The sequence below is a fragment of the Caballeronia zhejiangensis genome (assembly GCF_000698575.1).
Lineage (GTDB): Bacteria > Pseudomonadota > Gammaproteobacteria > Burkholderiales > Burkholderiaceae > Caballeronia > Caballeronia zhejiangensis.
This window is the reverse complement of record NZ_JFHD01000038.1, coordinates 45694-63637: the sequence shown is the minus strand read 5'-3', so window position 1 is coordinate 63637 and position 17944 is coordinate 45694. Positions and strand designations below refer to the sequence as shown.

Here is a 17944-nt window from a genome sequence, read left to right as displayed (position 1 = left end):
GCAAATTATGCGGAGTTTGCATCGTACGGCTCGTCACGCGCGCCAGTGCGACGCGCCTTGCAGGGATCTGTGGCGTGCAGCAAACTGCACATAAAAAAGATGCTTTCCTGTTTGGGTTGTTACACATTCAGGAGAATCATCATGATCGGCTTGGTTCCTCTTCGACCGCAGCCTCAGGCGTGGTTGTGGCGCAGCGTCCTTTCTCCTTTCGCAGAGCGCTACTGCGAATATCTTGTTGATGCCGGCTACGCGGCCGGCACCGTCAACCGCTACGTGAGGTGCGCCGCGCACTTTGCATATTGGCTTACAACACACCGTATAGCCGTAGCAAGTGTCGACGATCGACTTGTCTTCAGGTTCGTGAACGACCATTTGCGGCGATGTACCTGCCCAGATCCGATTCCGAGGTGTCGGACAGACGTGAGTGCTGCACTTCGGCATTTGCTGGTCGTGTTGGGCGCGTGCAATGTCCCTCGGTTTCTGCAGGCAGAACCGGATTCGGTGCAACAGGAGGTGTGTGGCTTTACTGACCACCTCAAGGACGTTTGCGGCCTAGCCGAATGCACGCGATATCAGCGTGGTCGAATCATTCGCGATTTCTTGCGTCAGCGCTTTGGTCGCAAACACATCGACATGGAGCAGCTAACGATTCGGGATATCCGTCGTTTCGTTACGCGCTACCCTGACGGGTGCAATGCTGGAGCCGCTCACGTAGCGGGCGTGACGTTGCGCAGTTATCTGCGATTCAGGACCATGCAATATAACGATCAGGTCGAAGACCTGATCGCGGCAGTACCGAACGTGGCTGGATGGAGGTTGGCGGCGCTGCCTGAAACGCTTTCGGATGCAGCGATTGAGCAGTTCCTGAAGTCCTTCGATCTCGCGACTGCGTCCAGCTTACGTGATTACGCAATGGCGCGCTGTCTGGCTGATCTCGGGTTGCGGGCTGCGGAAGTCGTGCAAATCCAACTCGACGATTTAAACTGGCGCGAAGGCACGCTGCAAATCCGTCGCACCAAATCGCGACGGGGCTACGTCATTCCGTTGCCCGAGCCAACAGGTCGTGCGATCGCCGACTATATCCGGTTAGCCCGAAGGAAGACGGCGACCTCCCGTGCTCTCTTTGTCCGGCATTACGCACCCGCCGACGTTCCGTTGGGAACCGGGCGCGTCCATCAGGCCGTGCATGCCGCATATGTTCGCTGCGGCTGGACTAAACAATCTGGAACCCATCTTCTGAGGCACAGCGTGGCCCGACGGCTGCTTCGTTCCGGCTCGTCGTTGAAGGAAGTGGCTGACGTAATGCGCCATCAGAGCATCGACACCACCGCGATCTACACGAAGATCGACCTGCGAAGCCTGGAGGCCGTGGCGCTTCCCTGGCCGGGGAGCGAATCATGAAACGTCCCGTCAAATCGGCACACACAATGGTATCGCTGGTGGAAACGTATCTCGCAGAGCGACGCTGTCTCGGCTTCGACCTTGCGATCTCGGGGCAGGTGCTGATGAACTTCGCCCGCTTCGCGGATACGGCGCACGATCGCGGTCCGATCACCGAAAGTATGGCCCTTGCCTGGGCACACTCGACACCAAGCCAAAGGTCCATCACCTGGGCGCGTCGGATCGAGGTAGTGCGCCCCTTCGCGAAGTACCTCAGGCAGTTCTATCCCGATACGGTTGTTCCGCGACGCGACTTGTGCGGGCGGGCCCATCGTCGTCTGGCGCCGCACATCTACACGGAGCGGGAACTCGGCGAACTCCTCACGGCGTCGGCGGCGATGTTACCCGTCGGTTCGATAAGACCGCTTACATATGAAGCGCTGTTTGGTTTGATCGCGGCAACCGGCTTGCGTATCTCGGAAGCCATCAATCTCTCTCGAGACGACGTGAACCTTGCTGAGGGGACGCTCACGGTGCGCGAGACGAAGTTTCACAAGTCGCGCCTTATTCCGATGCATCCTACCGTAACTCTGGCCATGAAGCGTTACGCTGCTCGCCGTGCGCTGGTCGTCGCCGCAGAGCCGTGCGATTCGTTCTTTGTGAATCTTGATGGAAGGAAGTTGCAGGCCCGAACGGTGCACTGGGTGTTCGGTCGCCTTCGCGAGCAACTCGGGTGGACTTCTCGGGGTGACCACGCGTTGCCTCGAATCCATGATCTTCGCCACACGTTCGTGTGCCGGTGCATCCTCAAGTGGTATCGGGACGGCGTGAACGTCGACAACCGGATGATTGCGCTGTCGACATATCTGGGGCACGTGAAGCCGAGCGATACCTACTGGTATCTGACTGCGGTTCCCGATCTCATGGAAATCGTGAGCCGGAAATTTGCGTGCTTTGCCGAAGGGGTACGTCATGACTAAAGCCTGCCTAGTTCCTTCCTTCGCGACGCTCCTGCAGGACTTCTTCGTCGAACGGTTGATGCAGCAACGCGCGGTGAGCCCGGAGACGATATCGAGCTACCGCGATTCGTTTCGTCTGTTTCTTCAGTTCGCATCAGATCGCCTTGGCAGGTGCCCAACTGATCTGAAGATGTCGGACATGGATGCGCCGCTAATCTTGGCGTTTCTGCGACATCTCGAGGTTGAGCGGCGCAACAGCACGCGGACCCGCAACGTTCGACTCGCAGCGTTGCGCTCGTTCTTGAAGTACGCGGCACACCGTGACGTCGCGTCGTTGGCCGTTATACAGCGCGCACTCTCCGTGCCGATGAAGCGGTGCGATAAACCTATGGTCGGATTCCTGTCACGTGAAGAGATTCAGCAACTGTTGACGGCACCTGACCCAGACACCTGGTCGGGTCAACGCGACAGGGTTCTGCTGGCAACGATGTATAACACGGGGGCGCGCGTCTCGGAGATGTTGGCACTACGCATCAGTGATGTCGTGCTGGGTACATCACCCTTCGTTCATATTGTTGGCAAAGGACGCAAGGAACGAACGGTGCCTTTATGGCGATCCACGGCCAGGCTCATCAAGGGGTGGTTGCCGCAGATCCAGGATGCATCAAGTCAGAGGCTCTTTCCAAATCGATCGGGAAACGCGATGACACGCTCCAATGTCGCCGATCGAATGAGAATTGCCGTAACGCGCGCGAAGGACCAATGTCCTCAACTCGCCAAACGACGTGTTTCTCCGCATCTGGTTCGTCACGCGACTGCCATGCATCTACTTCAATCAGGCGTCGACCTCTCGGTCATCGCCTTGTGGCTGGGACACGAAAGCCCATCGACAACACACTGCTATATGGAGGCCGATCTCACGATGAAGCAGCGAGCGTTGAGCAGGATTCAGCCACCGGAAGTGAAGAACCGTCGTTATCGACCACCGGACCGCATCCTCCAGTTCCTTGAGTCGCTGTAATTATGCGTAGCTCCCCGAACCGCGAATCCCTGCGGATCGCGTCGGCGACTCGCAGGGCACTCTTCGACAATGAGTAACTCCGCATAATTTGCAGCTGTGCATTATTGCGTCAATGCACATAATTGCATTGACGCAAAAATTATCTGTTCGTTGGCTCCGACAGCGGGGGCGAGCGGGCCGCCGCGATGTATAGCTTGATCGGAACGTGCAAGCTCAACGAAATTAACCCGCGTGCCTACCTGGAATACGTCCTGACCCACATCGCTGATCACAAGATCTCTCGCATCGACGAACTGCTACCCTGGAACGTGGCCGACAAGCTGAAACCAGCCAACCCGCTCACACTATCAACCGGCTAGATCTAAATAGATTTGGATAGATCGTGTCCATGATCGCCAATCGTGGGCACGATCTCTCGTGATCGACACGAATTCCATCACGCCATCACCAACACCATCTTGCCTCACTCGCGCGCGCATGAGGACACGGCCCAGCCGAGCCGCTTACGCTCAACGCCGCGATTGTCGCGGTGGAGAGGTGCAGCCATCACGCCAGCATTGTTGATCAACCAGGCAAGTGAGCATCCCTTCGACAGAAAGCTGCGCGCAAAAGACTGGATTGAGCTTGGATCGAGGAGATCCAATGCGGCAACGCTCACATTTTTTATGCCGAGAAGTACTCGCTCAGCATTGGCCGTATTGCGAGCCGGCACAACAACGTTCGCCCCTGCCGAAGCGAGGGTGCTCACAATTTCAAACCCCAAGCCCGAGGATCCGCCAGTAACGATGGCAGTTTTGCCTGCTAAATCGAGCCCCGCCACGACCTCCCGTGCGTTCGTCGCTTCCCCGAACCCAGATTGCAGTGGTACTTGTTTCGAAAATTCGCTCATGATGTGCACTTGGTTGTATGACATCACGAGTTTCGCTGCTCCGAGCGATCAGCGGAATGCACTACCGTCCGAGATTTTGTCGCGATCGTCCAAAAGCAAATCGATCAACGCATCACGTTCATCGTGACCTCGGAGCCAGGATCATTCCTCGCACGCTTTCTGTAGTCTGTTGGCGAACAAGATGCACTCCGCTTGAACGCACTGCTAAAGGCGCTATCCGATACATAGCCGAGCTTTTCAGCGATCCAGGATATTGGTCGTTCGCTCTGACGAAGGTGTCGTCGCGCTAGGCGCATGCGATGCTCAATAACGTATTCGAGAGGGGCCATTCCTACATTTTTCTTAAATTGGAATGCGAATGTCGATCGTGACACGCCAGCCGCCGCAGCTAGAGACTCTACGCTCCAAGCTGCGTGTGGGCGGTCATGAATGGCCTCAATCGCCTTACGACACTTCTCATCCCGGAGCGCGCCCAGCCAGCCCGGTGGTCGGTCTCCGTCTCTACTTACGGTAACGCGTAAGACTTGTAGCAGGAGAATTTGACCTAGGTGCTGACGCATCAAAACGGTTCCAAGCGATGGAAATGCAAGCTCACGAGAGAGTTGATCTAACGCCCATCGGATCACTGGGGCTTCACTCGTTCCATCGCGCACAACCGTCGCAGGTTCGAGTTCTCCAACGGCTCGCTCGATTTCTTCACAGAAGTCGAACTCGCCACCGATAAGAAAAACATCCGATCCGCAAAGCCGCGCCACGCCGTCCGGATTTTGAGCAAACAGGCTTGCTGCGTCCACGGTCGGTGCCAACATATCGCTTGCAAGTCGAAACGGCTTGCGCTCTGCGAGCAAAAAGCAATCTCCTGCCGACAACAGCACCGGAACTTCCCCAACCACTTGAAGCAAACATTCACCGGTCACCACGGCGACAAACTTCAATCCACTCGGCGCGGGGAAGTCGACAGCCCACTCCCCTCCCGCTTGCAGACCAGCGTAATGGGCGTTACGGGTCACTATCGTCGAGAGTAAGTCTGAAAGCGCGTCCACGTTATTTCCTACACCGGTGCGACATGTTGAAACTAGGAATAGCCAGCTTCAATCCAAGCCTCCGCCAGGCAAGCCTGAGGAGCAGCGAACCTTCCAGTGTCCTCTGACAAACAAAATATCGAACGAACTGCGCAAAGGGCGCCAATTCTCGCGCGGGTGAGCGTAGTTCCGGGTCAACGACGCAGTGGGATGGCCACCAGCGTCCTTGACGTTGACCGATACATAATCGTGGACCGCGCAACCAGCATGAATGGCCTTGTCCCTGTCTTGAGTAAACGCGGGCACCTCGTCAAGGTAACGCTGAACATAGCCGCGGATAGACTCTTCATTCGCCATTGTTTTTCCCTTCCAGACATCCAGATCATCAGGAGATTGTCGACATACGAACCGCTTCGCATCTTGACACATCTATGAGAGCCCGACATTCGTTCGCCACCGTAGTACACAGAAGCCCTTAATAAATCATCGAGTTATCGACGATTCTCTTCAAACGTCGAACGTTCCGCGAAATTTCGATGACTAACGGATAACCTTTACAAAAGCGTAGTGTCGCCTGGATCTTTATCAGCACGCGAGCACGAGCTAGTTTGACAGATTTCTTTGTCATACAGGGGCTTATACACTTCTCGGGAGAACACCGAAACCGTTGTTTTAGCGCCGGCGAGCGGGACTGCGCTAAGCCGCCGACGCTAGTGCGTTAGCGATTCGAAACAACCAAGCAAGACGATGTCGTGTTGACGATGTGAAACACGCGATGTCGACTTTCCACGTCGAGGTACAAGGAAATGAACCGCCTTATCAGTTGCTCAATGCTCATGCTTGTTATTGCAGCGTTCGCGCCAAACTCATCCGTCCCTGCACACGCAACCGAACCCACTATCAACGCAGGCCAGCATCTAGAGGCAACGAACCCGCCCGCTGCTTCTGCGATCTCGGCCGGAAGCTCGTCAATCCAAATTTCGCCGGTTCAGCAAGCAGGGATCGATACATCTGCGCCGCCAATCTCAAGGCGTGAAGTCACTCGGAGTTCTTACTCTCCGCCTATCGACGAATATAGTCGATGACCTGTACCGAGCGTTGTCGCACCGCTCGTAACTGTCATATGATGCGCTAAGCTGAATTGAATATTGTGCAGTGGTATCTTGCACAACGTGCGATTTGCCTACCAGCCAGGTTGTCAAATGCCAGGTTGAATGTTCTCAATGAAGGTGATGCATAACGTGGATCTCTGCGATCAATGCAGTGATATGTATCATCAGATACACCCTTCACAACACAAAGAACTGGTTCCGTTTGGAAAAGGCTCGCGGCTGCGCTCGCTCGGCAGGCCCGTCATCACAGTACGACACTTTGAATGTAAACACTGCAAGGCACATTGGATACAAGAAGTCGATGACGGTAACGGTATGTCAATGGACTGGATTTGTCTTCACGGCCGCGTAAGCATCCTTACGCCAGAAGTAGGCGCCGAATCAGCGACTCGTCCTCGCAGTGCCGCTTCTCGAACCGACCGGGTACTAAGGCGAGGGCCTGAAATACTCGCGGCCTTGCTACGCCGCTAGCCACATCGAGAGTAGCTAGCGTTGGTGTCGGAGCTTCTATCAATCGAGAAATAGTTGATTTGAGACAGCTTACGCATCGCCAGCACCGTCACGTGTTAGGTAAGGACCCTAGAACCAACATCATGAAAGCACGTGTTTCGATTTCCTTTGGCATTGACACGGAAATAGTCCGTGCGCACGACAAATCGACGGCATCAGGAGCGCTTTCAGGCGCAGACCTGCTGCAATCGTCCGAATCACAGACGAACGTGCTGGCCATACTTGACCTTTTTCATAGGTATGCCATCAGGTCTACGTGGTTCGTCAATACGCGTTCCATCGAATTGCTGCCAATTCATGAGGTTGTCATCCGCGGACATGAAATCGCCGTCCGAATCCCAGACGCCTCTGAAGCCTCTCTCGAAGCCGATTGGATGAGCGAAAATATCGCGAGCGTTATCCGCCTAAGTGGGCGTGCGCCCGTGGGGTTCACCGAGCCCACGATCGCGGCAACACCGACGGCGCGCGGCGCTTGGCGTACATATGCCTTCATGTACTCTTTTTCGAGGCGGTATGGCTACTACTCCTGCGCTGAAATCCGGTCGAGTGAGCGCTGGCACCTCGTTGACGCAAAAGCTGGGCATCCGTGGCGACGCGATGTTCACCGAAACCTAGAGACAGCAGTCATGACAATTCCCGCCAATTGGTGTCTCGACGAGCTTTCCAGCGCGCACGAGTTCAAGCACAGTGGCGACCACCATGGCACGCGTGACATAGCAGACATCATCAAGGTCTGGCAATCTCAGATTGCATACCTCGGCGATAGTGGGAGCGAAGCAAACATAACGTTCTGGGTCAAGCTATCGGTACTTCGCCATCTCGAGCCGTTGCTCATGCTTGAGCGCTTTGTTGAACGCGTGCGAACTGGTAACAGTGCTCAGTTTAAGACGCTGGAACAAGTCGCAAAAAGCTGACCGAGTGCAAAAGTGACACAGCTGCTTTCGTGTCGAATACGCAGATATTGCGCCAATTCGAATTCTCGTAACAAAGCGACATTCGGACTTTTGCCACAAAACAAACGTTCAAGCGAGTGTCGCGCCGTCCGCTAGCCGCTTAGCTGCTGCAGTCCGTCGCCAATTGCCCGAGTGAAAGACTCCCGCTCACCAACTCTTTGCCATACCGCCGCCGGTTGTCCATGTGTCGCTTAGTGTGGAATACTCGCCGAGTTGCTTCGACGATCGCTCGATTCATCCAAGTTAACGCAAATGGTATGAACATATGGAAAAGTCCGATGACGACGCCTGCTCAATTGTCCGTGAGCGGAGCAGTGCCCTGACGCCTGTCGTCATTCAGCTTCCCTACGATTGCCACACGGGGCCGTGCTCGATCAAATCGAATTCAGAACTGTTCTCGAAGAAACCGGATGTTGAACAGCAAGCGGCGTGGTGGAAATACGCTCTCTTGAATCGAGGACGTTGGTCTGGAACAAAGTATCTAAAGGAAGCACAGCAGTCTCGTGCCATGAAGCTTTGGAGCGAGTATTTCGAAACGTCTAATGCTTTCAGCCTTAATCGACCGCTGCCGATTGCAATCGAGGTCGACCTGCATTCGACTTCTGAGCACGACAACACGCATCTGCGTGTGATGCCATGGGAATTTGTCGTCGACTCGGTTATCCAAGCCTATCGGCCGGCTGAATCCGAAAGAGAGCATCGAGTACCCGTGCTCCGTCATTGGAGCAAACCCGGTGCACAGCGACGGACATCACTTCCAGAAAATCCGCGCGACTGGAAGATACTTGTCGTACTCTCAGCCCCAGGCTTCATTAGTTCAGAATACCACCTCAAATCTGAGCGCGACTTTCTTTACGAGATCTTTTGTTCCGAGACTTCATCCGAGACAAAGTCAGACACCTCGTCTCCAGACACCGATTGCTTTAAGACGCTGTGGACACCGACATTCGACGAAATTGTCGAAGAACTCGTGGCATTTGAACCCGACATTGTCCACTTTGCAGGCTGCGACATTCGCCAAGCGATCGAGCTGACGGCAACTCCGTACACCCGGGAACACGAGATGCGAATCAACCAGATGCGATTCGCTGATAACCCCGACGTTCTTAGGCCACGCGCAGTCGTCGAACTTGACGGGTATGCCCTTCTACATAAAGACTCGCCTGTTCTGCAGGGAGGTCAGGCCCAAATCGACCTAGTCTCTCAGGATCGACTATGGAAGCTCTTCGATCAGCATAAGCCCTTTCTGGTTTGCTGGAATTTGTACCATTCCGGACAGATTGCGGCGTCAGCGGTTGGCCTAGGCAAAGTGTGTACATCAGTTGGATTTCAAGACAGCATCGATGACGGACTTGCAGAAGAATACTTCGACGAATTCTATCGCGGCTTGGTGGCAACGAAGGGAGCCGTGGCGCTCGCACACGTACGAGGCTGGCAAGCCGTGTTGCGAATGAAGTTCAGCCTCAATGGTTCCGGCATCGTGTTTTGGACGTCACAGTCAAACGTTGAGGATCTGGAGCGGGCCAACGCGCGCGCTCTGGCAGAGCCGACAGAGACGACCGAGATTGAATGCCTGCCGGCATCGCCGAACAAGCCTGATGGCTTCTCCATTGATGTTAAGGTGCCAGAAGGTGGTTTGAACTATGCACAGCTCCACCAAAAACAGTACCCTTTTAGCCGATTTCGAATTTATTTAGGTAAAGGGCAGAAACTCTCTGATGTCGACCTCGAGGTGAAGCTGAACGGCGAAGACCGCGAGTTGTGTTATCGAACTACCCTCAGTATCACCGCGCCGTTCGAAGATCTTCGAGAGAAGATTGAATTTCCTTTGACGGCACCGCTCTCACGCTCATGCCGCGAGAGCGTGGCGACCACTCTTTCCGTAACGGTTGCAAAAGGCGACCGCGTTCTGCACAGCGATACGTATCCTACGCGACTGCTCCCCGCCGACCAATGGCGCTTCGCTGAGGGAAGCGCGTACACCCTTGCATCTTTTGTATTTCCTCGTGACGCGGAGACAGAGCGATTGATCCTAAACGCGCAGAAGTATGTTCGTGTTCTGCGTGACGATCCGATGGCCGGGTTTGACGGGTACCAGGCCTCTGACGTCGCTGGAGTCGATCTACAAGTGCGAGCCATTTGGTCTGCGCTGTTGCACGAATATCGTCTCGGCTATATCAACCCACCTCCCGCATACAGCCAGCAGTCCGATAGCCAACGGTTGCGCACTCCTACTATGGTCCTTACAGGCGGATGGGGCACGTGTGTAGATCTAGCGCTGTTGTTCGCGGCAGCGTTGGAATTAGTCGACATTTACCCCGTCATCTTCGTCTTCGAAGCTCATGCATTGGTGGGTTACTGGCGCAGTCCCGAAGCACACGACAGTTTTATTCGAATGGATCGTCGAGGCGATACCGATCCAACTGACTGGGAAGTAAATTCTCACGCAGATACGAACGGGATGTTTCTTTCATCGTCGTCCGAGGAAATACTTAGCTATCTCGAAAGCGGCGAGCTAATTGCATTGGAGACAACTCTTCTTACGGCCTCGGAAGGCTTCGAACGAGCTATGCTAACGGGTGCGCGAAATGTCACCGACGCAGTAGATTTTGACTACATGATAGATCTTCTGAGTGCAAGAGCGGCCCAGATCACTCCCTTACCGCTACATGCGGTCTGAAAACGATGACTACATCAGCAGAAGAGAATTCAGCTGCGAGTGCCGCTCTCTTTCAAAACATGGCGAACGTGTCGCTCGCGCAAAGCGCGACCGTCACTTACGCCATCGCTGCGACCTCTGCTAGCAATCAAACGATCCAGTCGCCTCAAAAGCTACGGCGTCGGGGTTCCGCAAACTTGGGGGCACCCACTGCCCAAGTTCGGTTGGTAGAAGACAGTCAGGGGCTCCTGCATTGGGACTATGAGTCCACCCATGCGGAACGTGGTCTGACAACCACTGGTATCCGAGGAAGTTCTGCCAGGGGTCAATATCGCGCGAGTCAGAAGGCAGGGTCCGTAGTAGCCAGCACCACCGTAGCCGAGATCGGCGTCAACAAAGTAAACGCTGCGCTTGAAGGGCTTGATCGGTTGCTGACGCCCCGTCAAGGGCTACGTCAGTACGCGGACGGAATCCTTCGCGAAGACTATGTTGCGCAGCAGGGGCTGAAACAGGCGTCCCGGATACTCCTGTTCATTCATGGAACGTTTAGCAAGGGAGATATGTATTTTGAAGAATTTTCGGCAACGACGCACGGACTCGACTTTCTAAAAGCTATCGAGAAGAAGTACAGTCACGTTGTTTCTTTCGATCATCCAACTCTGCATGTTAGCCCGGTTCTCAACGCAATCGACTTGGAGTTTGCATTGAGCCAAGCAGAGCTTGATTCGTCAACGCCGATAGACGTTATTTGTCACAGCCGCGGAGGATTGGTGGCAAGTTGGTGGTTGCGCACTACCAAGTTCAAGGTGGAGCGCATGGTAGCAGTGGCGTCGCCCCTACAAGGCACAAGTCTCGCCTCACCGTATCGAATCCGCTACTTGCTCGACTATTTCGCGAATTTCTCGAAGGTCATCAGCATGGGGTTGGCATCGGCAGCGGCGGTGCCTTCATTCGCTAGCAGCCTGATGATGGGAGCAAGCGGACTCGCAGGCGTGTTGGGTGGAGTGACCGGAGCATTCTCCGCCACACCTTTTGCCGACGCTGCTATCGGACTCGTGCCGGGTCTCAATAGCATGTCAAGAGTGAGCAACAATGGAGAGTTGAACAGACTCTGGAATACGCCCTCCCGTTCCTTAGCATCCGTCAAAACCTTCGTAATCACATCGGATTATGCTCCAGCAGTCGGCACGGAAGCTCTTACGCTCTGGGAGCGCATTCGAAAAATGCCATGGCAAGTCGCCCACAACGTATCGGAGAAGCTTTTCCCCGGATCGAATGACATGGTGGTTGATACCATTTCGATGTATGTGCCTAGCAGCAGCCTCGTCACCCCAACCGGGCTCCAAGTTCTGAAGGACGACCGTTTTGAATTTCAGCGCGAGCACGCGGTTCATCATTGCAACTACTTCGCTCACGAGAGGACGGTTGACAGACTCACCACCTGGTTTGAGCTTGCCGAAGGAGAGAGCAACGGCGCATAGACGTCGATACGGAGAAAGCGGTCGGTATCTCCACCGGAACGCAAAGTCATCCCGAACCGTGCCCTACGCCGAGCCTCCTTTTATGCCCGTTCATGCTTGTCGTCTCAATGCCAGAAAATGGCTAAAGCGACGCCGCCGAACAAGCACCATTTCACTACATAATAGACTGTGCGGTTCCACGCTTTCAATGACTTCCCGGCACGTCGAACGGCATAGATGTAACGGAACGCACGATTCAAGCCACCCGTGCGGTCACCAATTTCATTTGGTGACGCCGCGGAGCGCATTAGAAAGCTGCCGACAACATTGATGACACTCTGCGTCCAGCAGTACCTCATTGGGCGTGCAATATCGCAGAAAAGGATAATGCGATCGTCGTTAGTGGTGTTTGCCGCGTGGTGCATGTAGGTTTCGTCGAATACCACATCCTCGCCGTCACGCCACGAGTAGGGAATCCCGTCGACCACAATCGCGCAGCCCTCATCGTTCGGTGTAACCAGACCAAGATGGTATCGCAGCGAACCTGCAAAGGGATCTCGGTGCGGATTAAGCTTCCCCCCGGCGGGAAGCATAGCGAACATAGCCGCCTTGACCGAGGGAATGTTCTGCAGTATCTCCACCGAACGTGGGCACAATGCCGAGGCAGACGGATGAGGTTCGTCATACCACTTCAGATAGAAGCGCTTCCATCCCGTCCGAAAGAAGGAGTTGAAGCCGATATCGTTGTATTTTTCCGCAGCTTGAATGCGTTTCGCGTCTTCGAGAGCCAGTGCTTCTTCACGAAACACACGCCAGTTAGCTCTCAGGATGGCCAACTCGGTGAACGCCGCCGGTGAAACATAAGGTGTGTTCGGTACCTTCGAGAACAAATAAGCGAAACAGTTTATTGGCGCAGTAAATGTGGAATGGTCAAAAATTTGCCTGAAGAAACTGCCGTGCCGTGCCCTGCCTCGAAAGTGCGTGTAGGCAGCACACGTTAGAAAAAAAATTAGAAAAGCCCAACGCATGGCTCTGCTCGTTGCGAATTGATTGTCCCGAGTATATGGCCTCTTGTAGGGACCTGCAGGGAACAACGCATTGGTGCAGAGAAGCGGTCAGCGCCTTCGTGGAGCCTGCGAAAGCTCCCACCAGCAGGTGCTAACCCGTTGCCGAATCCGCATATGTTTTAGGGCGACGCTGCCCCCCGACGACGGGTCCGCGCTAATTATTGTTTAGAAAAACTATACAATTAGCCTGTTCAAGTGGGAGGCCCTCTGGCTCTGAAAGTACTTATCCTGTCCGGTCCAACTGGACAGGGTTTTTGTACATTAATGAGCAGCAGGATGGTCGTCTTTAGGACGAGGGGAAGACGCAACGGCAGCGGGCATCAAAAAGCTGAAGATCCTACAGGCACGGCGGCTTGTGGACGTGGCACCCTCGCCCCGCGCCCAAGTCAAATGAATTAAGCGCTCTCTAGAAGGTGCCCCAGATGTCTGCGAAGCGGAGAAGGCCGGTTCCGGCGTGACAGTTCACGTATTCGAAAGATGGGGTCGTCCCAATGACGAAGACCTCATGCCACGACACAAAATCTCTTTCCGCGCCATATTTACGACGCATGGCCAACGCATGTTTCCAAATATCAAGATGGCTTTTGTGACTCTCAGTCCAGTCCTCGAGATGCTTGAGCGAGAGGATGTAGACGTGCTTGCATGTCTCCCTGAGTTCGTCGCCCTTCTCGTTCAGATGAGTGATATGACGCATCGACAAACATCCAGTCTCCTCCGGGTGTTCGGAGAGATACGACATTCCAGTCTCGAGTTTTGGGCGCATGTTTTCATAGTAGTCGTCAAACTGCTCTCCCTTAGCTTGTGCCCAAAACTGTCCCGACCGAATGCTCACGACGTTAGGTGGTACATCCACGCGAACTCGTTTGCGCGCGCTGTCCCTAAAGTTGCCCACAGGTACGTTGTCGCCGTAAGGCGAATTCAACTCGTCGATCGCTGAAATCGGAAGTCGGTCGCGCATTGACCGAAGTACCCCGCGACATACATCGCCTCCAGTTCGCAATCGTTCGTACGAGCAACACCACCGGAATAGTACGGCTCAGAGAAGATAGTTTCCATTCTGTCATAGGGAATAGCAAGTGTTTCTCGCCAATAGCCGCACCCTTCCGTCTCACGATCGGCCGACTTGAACCATGCATTGACCGGGTTTGAGTTCTTCCAAAGTGCGAAACGCGTCAGTTCAGTCCAGTATGCGACAGCGATTGAGTTGACCACTCCTTCTGCGTCGACTTCGCGCATCTCTTCAAAACAATCGGGTCCGTATACGCTCCCATAGGCGGCACGCATCCGCTCAAAGAAGGCTTGCTCGGCAGCGACATCGTCTGACTTCCTCTGAATCGCTAAGTAGTCGCAAACGATGGTGGTCACCGGAGTGCGCCAGCGAACTTGATATTTTGGCGTAGCTGGTTTGAAGTCTCCCGGACGCCTCGGGTCAATGACTCGTGGATACTCAAAGTGAAAGCTCATTCTTCACTCTCCGTCGTCGGAGATTGAGGCCAACCAGGCGTGCCGAGCTTTTGGCTCGATTCGTTGACTAGCAGCCGGAATACATCCGGTCGAGAATAGTGACCGACTGCATCGAGATCAAATTTTGCTCGTGTAATGTCGTCAAGATCGATGTCTGCGATCAAGACAGCTTCTCCATCGAAGTTTGGACCGGCTAGCACGTTTCCCAAGGGATCGATGATGCAGCTACCGCCCACAGTCACGATGCTATCACTCGCTTGATTCTGGAACGCCAGGTAGTCCTCCGGATAATCCGAACGTCGAGCGAATTGGTTACTGGACAGAACGAAACAACGCCCTTCGAGCGCGATATGTCGCATTGTAGGAAGCCATGTCTCGCGACCGTCGGCCGTGGGAACACACAAAACTTCGACTCCCTTTTGGTACATCGCGGCACGAAAAAGCGGCATATAGTTTTCCCAGCAAATCGATGCGCCGATTTTTCCCACCTCAGTGGAAAACACGGGCATGGTGGAGCCATCGCCACGCCCCCATACCAGACGCTCTGCCCCCGTAGGTCCGAGTTTTCGATGCTTTCCAAGATAAGCGCCATCCGGGCCAAGGAAAAGCGCGGTGCAATATAGCGTTCCTCCGTCGCGCTCAATCACCCCGATCACGAGGTGCACGCGATTCTCCTTCGCGATATCGCACAGCGTTTTTACTGCCGGTCCAGGGATGTCGACGGAACTGTCCCAATATCGGCGGTACCATTCGCGGCCTTCAGGGTCACGGTGGCCGACGACCGTGTTGAACGTTATGCCTCGCGGATAGGCCGACAAAAACGCTTCCGGAAAGACGACCAATTGGGCGCCCTGGCGCGCTGCGTTTTCAGTTAGATCTCGTACTTTAGCAAGACTTTCCGGAAGGTTGAAGGAAACAGGTGCGGCTTGAACGACTGCAACGCGACGATTTTTCGGCATGAGTTTCTCCTTGCTTCAATTTTTTACTGCTGCACGTGTCGAAGTTGTCGGGCTCTCTTCCTGCTGCGCATGTTCCCGGAGAAAAAGAGCACCGACTATGCGTGTCAATGCTGCGAAAACCACTGGGTACCAAATTCCGAAATAGATGTCGCCGGTTGCAGTGACCATCGCAAATGCCACAGCAGCGAAAAATCCACCAAAAATCCCGTTTCCTAGGTGATACGGAAACGAGAGAGCGGTATAGCGGACTCTGACAGGAAACATCGAAACCAATGCTGCAGCCAGCGGCGAATAGACCATTGCGAAATAGGTGCAGAGTATCAACAGCATTACTACAACCATCGGCTTATTGACTTGTGCGGGGTCCGCCTTCTGAGCGTAACCAGCGGCACGGATCGCACTTTGGAGCGCCTGCGCATCGTAGCCTTGTAAGAACTTTTGACCTATTTGGACGCTCGGCACCGAAGTCGACTCATCCGTGATATTTAAGTAGGGTACGCCGGCACGAGCAAGCGCCTCTTTGATCTTGTCGCATTCGCCAACAGGAGGTGTGTTACCTAAAAGATTAATCTGAAACCTGCACTCACCAGCGGCGGCACGGACTGTCACCCGATTAGGGACCGTCGCCGACTCGAGCGCTGGATTGGCAAAGTGCGTGATGCTATGAAATATTGGAAACGATGTCAGTGCGAACAGGAGACAGCCAGTTAAGATCACTTTCTTGCGACCGATCCGGTCTAAGATCGCCGCGGCCGTCCACATGATGGGGAGACACATCAACAACGCAGTCCCACTTAAGAAACTCGCCGTTCCAATGTCGAGGTGCAGCGTCTGCGTGAGAAAGAAGAGCGAATATGTCTGACCTGTGTACGACACGGTCGTCACGCCCATTACCAAACCGAAGAGCGCGACAAGCGATCTGACACGACACTTCGCATCTTCATCGCCTCCTCCTCGAGCTCAAGCTCTTGTTCGAAGTAGAGATGCTAGGCGACAGGAAACCTGCAGTCACAAAAACCGGACATTCTTTGGATAAATTGAGATAAATTGCTGAAAACACTGATTTTTTTATGTACCATTTGAGCGAACGAAATCGGCTAGAAGTCTTTCGCATCGCAACATTTTCAGGGTTAACGGTTGGCCTCCTTAAGACGCTTGAATGTTTGGTTAACTTGAGGAAGAGGCTTCCCGCTTCTGGCCTTCAAAAGTCTTGCTGGATTTGATCGTTCGGGTCGTGACGAAAATTCGGACGTGGAGCTTACCTATTCTCCCCATCCGCAGACAAAAATCTAATTCAGTGCAGGGCTTCGGTATTGGCCTCGTCAGTCCGCAATGTGGATATGCCCATGGAGTTGTCGTGTGTCGTTCGCTCCCGACATAATAAGTAGGTCGCCGTTCGAGTTTAGGTTCGCATAACGAACCGGCTTTTTGGCAAGGATAGTTGCCCCCTCGATTACACCGATTGGCGGGATGGTGTAGTGCATCTGTGCGCGTTGTTCCCCTTATCAGGGACGTTTAAATTCTTGGTAGTGGATATCAACGCCTTGAGCAAGAGGGACAAACATGTTTGAAATTCGCCGTAGTAACGAACGAGGTCACGCCAATCACGGATGGCTCGATTCGTATCACAGCTTTTCGTTTGCCGGCTACTTTGATGCTGAGCACATGCAGTTCGGCGCGTTGCGAGTTATCAACGAAGACCGCGTAGCTGGTGGACAAGGTTTCGGCACCCATGGGCACCGTGACATGGAAATCGTGAGTTACGTGCTCGACGGCGCGCTTGCACATCGTGACAGCATGGGCAATGGCTCTACGATTCGCCCTGGTGACGTTCAGCGTATGAGCGCGGGTACGGGCGTGCAGCATAGCGAATTCAATGGGTCCGAGACGGAAACTGCACACTTTCTGCAAATTTGGATCCTTCCGGATGTTCCCGGGAACGCACCTGGCTATGAAGAGAAGCGATTTACTGAAGAGGAAAAGCGTGGCCTGCTCCGCCTGATTGCGTCTCCAGCTGGCGACGACGGTTCGGTAAAGATTGGCGCTGACGCGCGCATCTTCGCAGGACTTTTCAATGGCAGCGAGCGAGCAGAATTCGATGTGCCGGCCGGCCGCCGAGTGTATGTCCATGTGGCGCGAGGAAACGTGAACGTCAATGGCAAGTCATTGAAGGCCGGCGACGCTGCCAAGATCGAAGACACGACTAAGGTGACTCTTGATAAAGGAGAGAGCTCGGAAGTGCTACTGTTCGATCTCGCTTGAGGCAAACACGAGTTGACGAGGAACGACTGGCCCAAGAGGATTGTCGGCCGACCCATGCGCTCAAACTGCAAAGCAGATTGCTCGCTTTGCAGTTTTTTTCGTCACCGCTCATTTGGGGAACCACCGATCGCCGCCGGACATGCGCTCGCTCTCACGAGCTTCAGTCTAAGTGGTGAACCCAAGACGAACGACGCGACCCGCTCGCGCTAAAAGTGCCGTCACGCGCG

12 protein-coding genes and 2 pseudogenes are annotated in these 17944 nt (G+C 54.4%); 8 read left to right on the top strand and 6 right to left on the bottom strand.

The window, feature by feature from the left end; all coding sequences use genetic code 11:
* From BG60_RS30140 to BG60_RS37365, 4 genes and pseudogenes are all read left to right on the top strand, one after another.
* The coding region (locus BG60_RS30140; RefSeq protein WP_241484909.1) for a tyrosine-type recombinase/integrase at positions 1 to 1401 on the top strand (1401 nt) is incomplete at its 5' end.
* Positions 1398 to 2360, top strand: a complete 963-nt coding sequence (locus BG60_RS30135; protein WP_034473715.1) for a tyrosine-type recombinase/integrase — start codon at positions 1398 to 1400, stop codon at positions 2358 to 2360. The genes BG60_RS30140 and BG60_RS30135, both read left to right, overlap by 4 nt.
* Positions 2353 to 3360, top strand: a complete 1008-nt coding sequence (locus BG60_RS30130) for a site-specific integrase (protein WP_034473714.1) — start codon at positions 2353 to 2355, stop codon at positions 3358 to 3360. Before BG60_RS30135 ends, BG60_RS30130 begins: the two co-directional genes overlap by 8 nt.
* Positions 3361 to 3491: 131 nt before the next feature.
* A pseudogene (locus BG60_RS37365) lies at positions 3492 to 3719 on the top strand (transposase domain-containing protein); the annotation flags it as partial.
* 104 nt (positions 3720 to 3823) lie between these two features.
* On the opposite strand, the gene BG60_RS30125 reads toward BG60_RS37365, so the two are convergent.
* Positions 3824 to 4273, bottom strand: a complete 450-nt coding sequence (locus BG60_RS30125; RefSeq protein WP_235366275.1) for an SDR family NAD(P)-dependent oxidoreductase — start codon at positions 4271 to 4273, stop codon at positions 3824 to 3826.
* 80 nt (positions 4274 to 4353) lie between these two features.
* A complete protein-coding gene (locus tag BG60_RS37360) occupies positions 4354 to 5292 on the bottom strand; it encodes an AraC family transcriptional regulator (RefSeq protein WP_075583584.1) in 939 nt (312 codons plus the stop codon).
* A 1684-nt stretch (positions 5293 to 6976) separates the two neighbouring features.
* Between BG60_RS37360 and BG60_RS30115 the strand changes: the two genes are divergently transcribed.
* From BG60_RS30115 to BG60_RS30100, 3 genes are all read left to right on the top strand, one after another.
* Positions 6977 to 7807 (top strand): polysaccharide deacetylase family protein, encoded by an 831-nt coding sequence (locus tag BG60_RS30115; protein WP_140401989.1) that lies wholly within the window; start codon positions 6977 to 6979, stop codon positions 7805 to 7807.
* A 304-nt stretch (positions 7808 to 8111) separates the two neighbouring features.
* Positions 8112 to 10526, top strand: a complete 2415-nt coding sequence (locus BG60_RS36455; protein ID WP_051627188.1) for a hypothetical protein — start codon at positions 8112 to 8114, stop codon at positions 10524 to 10526.
* A 5-nt stretch (positions 10527 to 10531) separates the two neighbouring features.
* Entirely contained in the window at positions 10532 to 11986 is a 1455-nt protein-coding gene (locus BG60_RS30100) for an esterase/lipase family protein (protein WP_140401988.1), read from the top strand.
* A 104-nt stretch (positions 11987 to 12090) separates the two neighbouring features.
* Here BG60_RS30100 and BG60_RS30095 read toward each other — a convergent pair whose 3' ends face one another.
* The 4 genes and pseudogenes from BG60_RS30095 to BG60_RS30080 all read right to left on the bottom strand — a co-directional run bounded on the left by BG60_RS30095 (position 12091) and on the right by BG60_RS30080 (position 16346).
* Positions 12091 to 12993, bottom strand: coding sequence for an aspartyl/asparaginyl beta-hydroxylase domain-containing protein (locus BG60_RS30095; RefSeq protein ID WP_033536604.1), 903 nt, complete (start codon positions 12991 to 12993; stop codon positions 12091 to 12093).
* Positions 12994 to 13438: 445 nt separating this feature from the next.
* A pseudogene (locus BG60_RS30090) lies at positions 13439 to 14316 on the bottom strand (phenylacetaldoxime dehydratase family protein).
* Positions 14317 to 14492: 176 nt separating this feature from the next.
* On the bottom strand, positions 14493 to 15455 hold the full coding sequence (locus BG60_RS30085) for a carbon-nitrogen hydrolase family protein (RefSeq protein ID WP_051627189.1): 963 nt from the start codon (positions 15453 to 15455) through the stop codon (positions 14493 to 14495).
* Between the two features lie 15 nt (positions 15456 to 15470).
* The gene (locus tag BG60_RS30080; protein WP_174447756.1) at positions 15471 to 16346 is read right to left on the bottom strand and encodes a hypothetical protein; all 876 of its coding nucleotides are present in this window, start codon (positions 16344 to 16346) and stop codon (positions 15471 to 15473) included.
* Positions 16347 to 17018: 672 nt separating this feature from the next.
* Between BG60_RS30080 and BG60_RS30075 the strand changes: the two genes are divergently transcribed.
* On the top strand, positions 17019 to 17717 hold the full coding sequence (locus BG60_RS30075) for a pirin family protein (protein ID WP_033536605.1): 699 nt from the start codon (positions 17019 to 17021) through the stop codon (positions 17715 to 17717).
* Positions 17718 to 17944 lie beyond the last annotated feature (227 nt).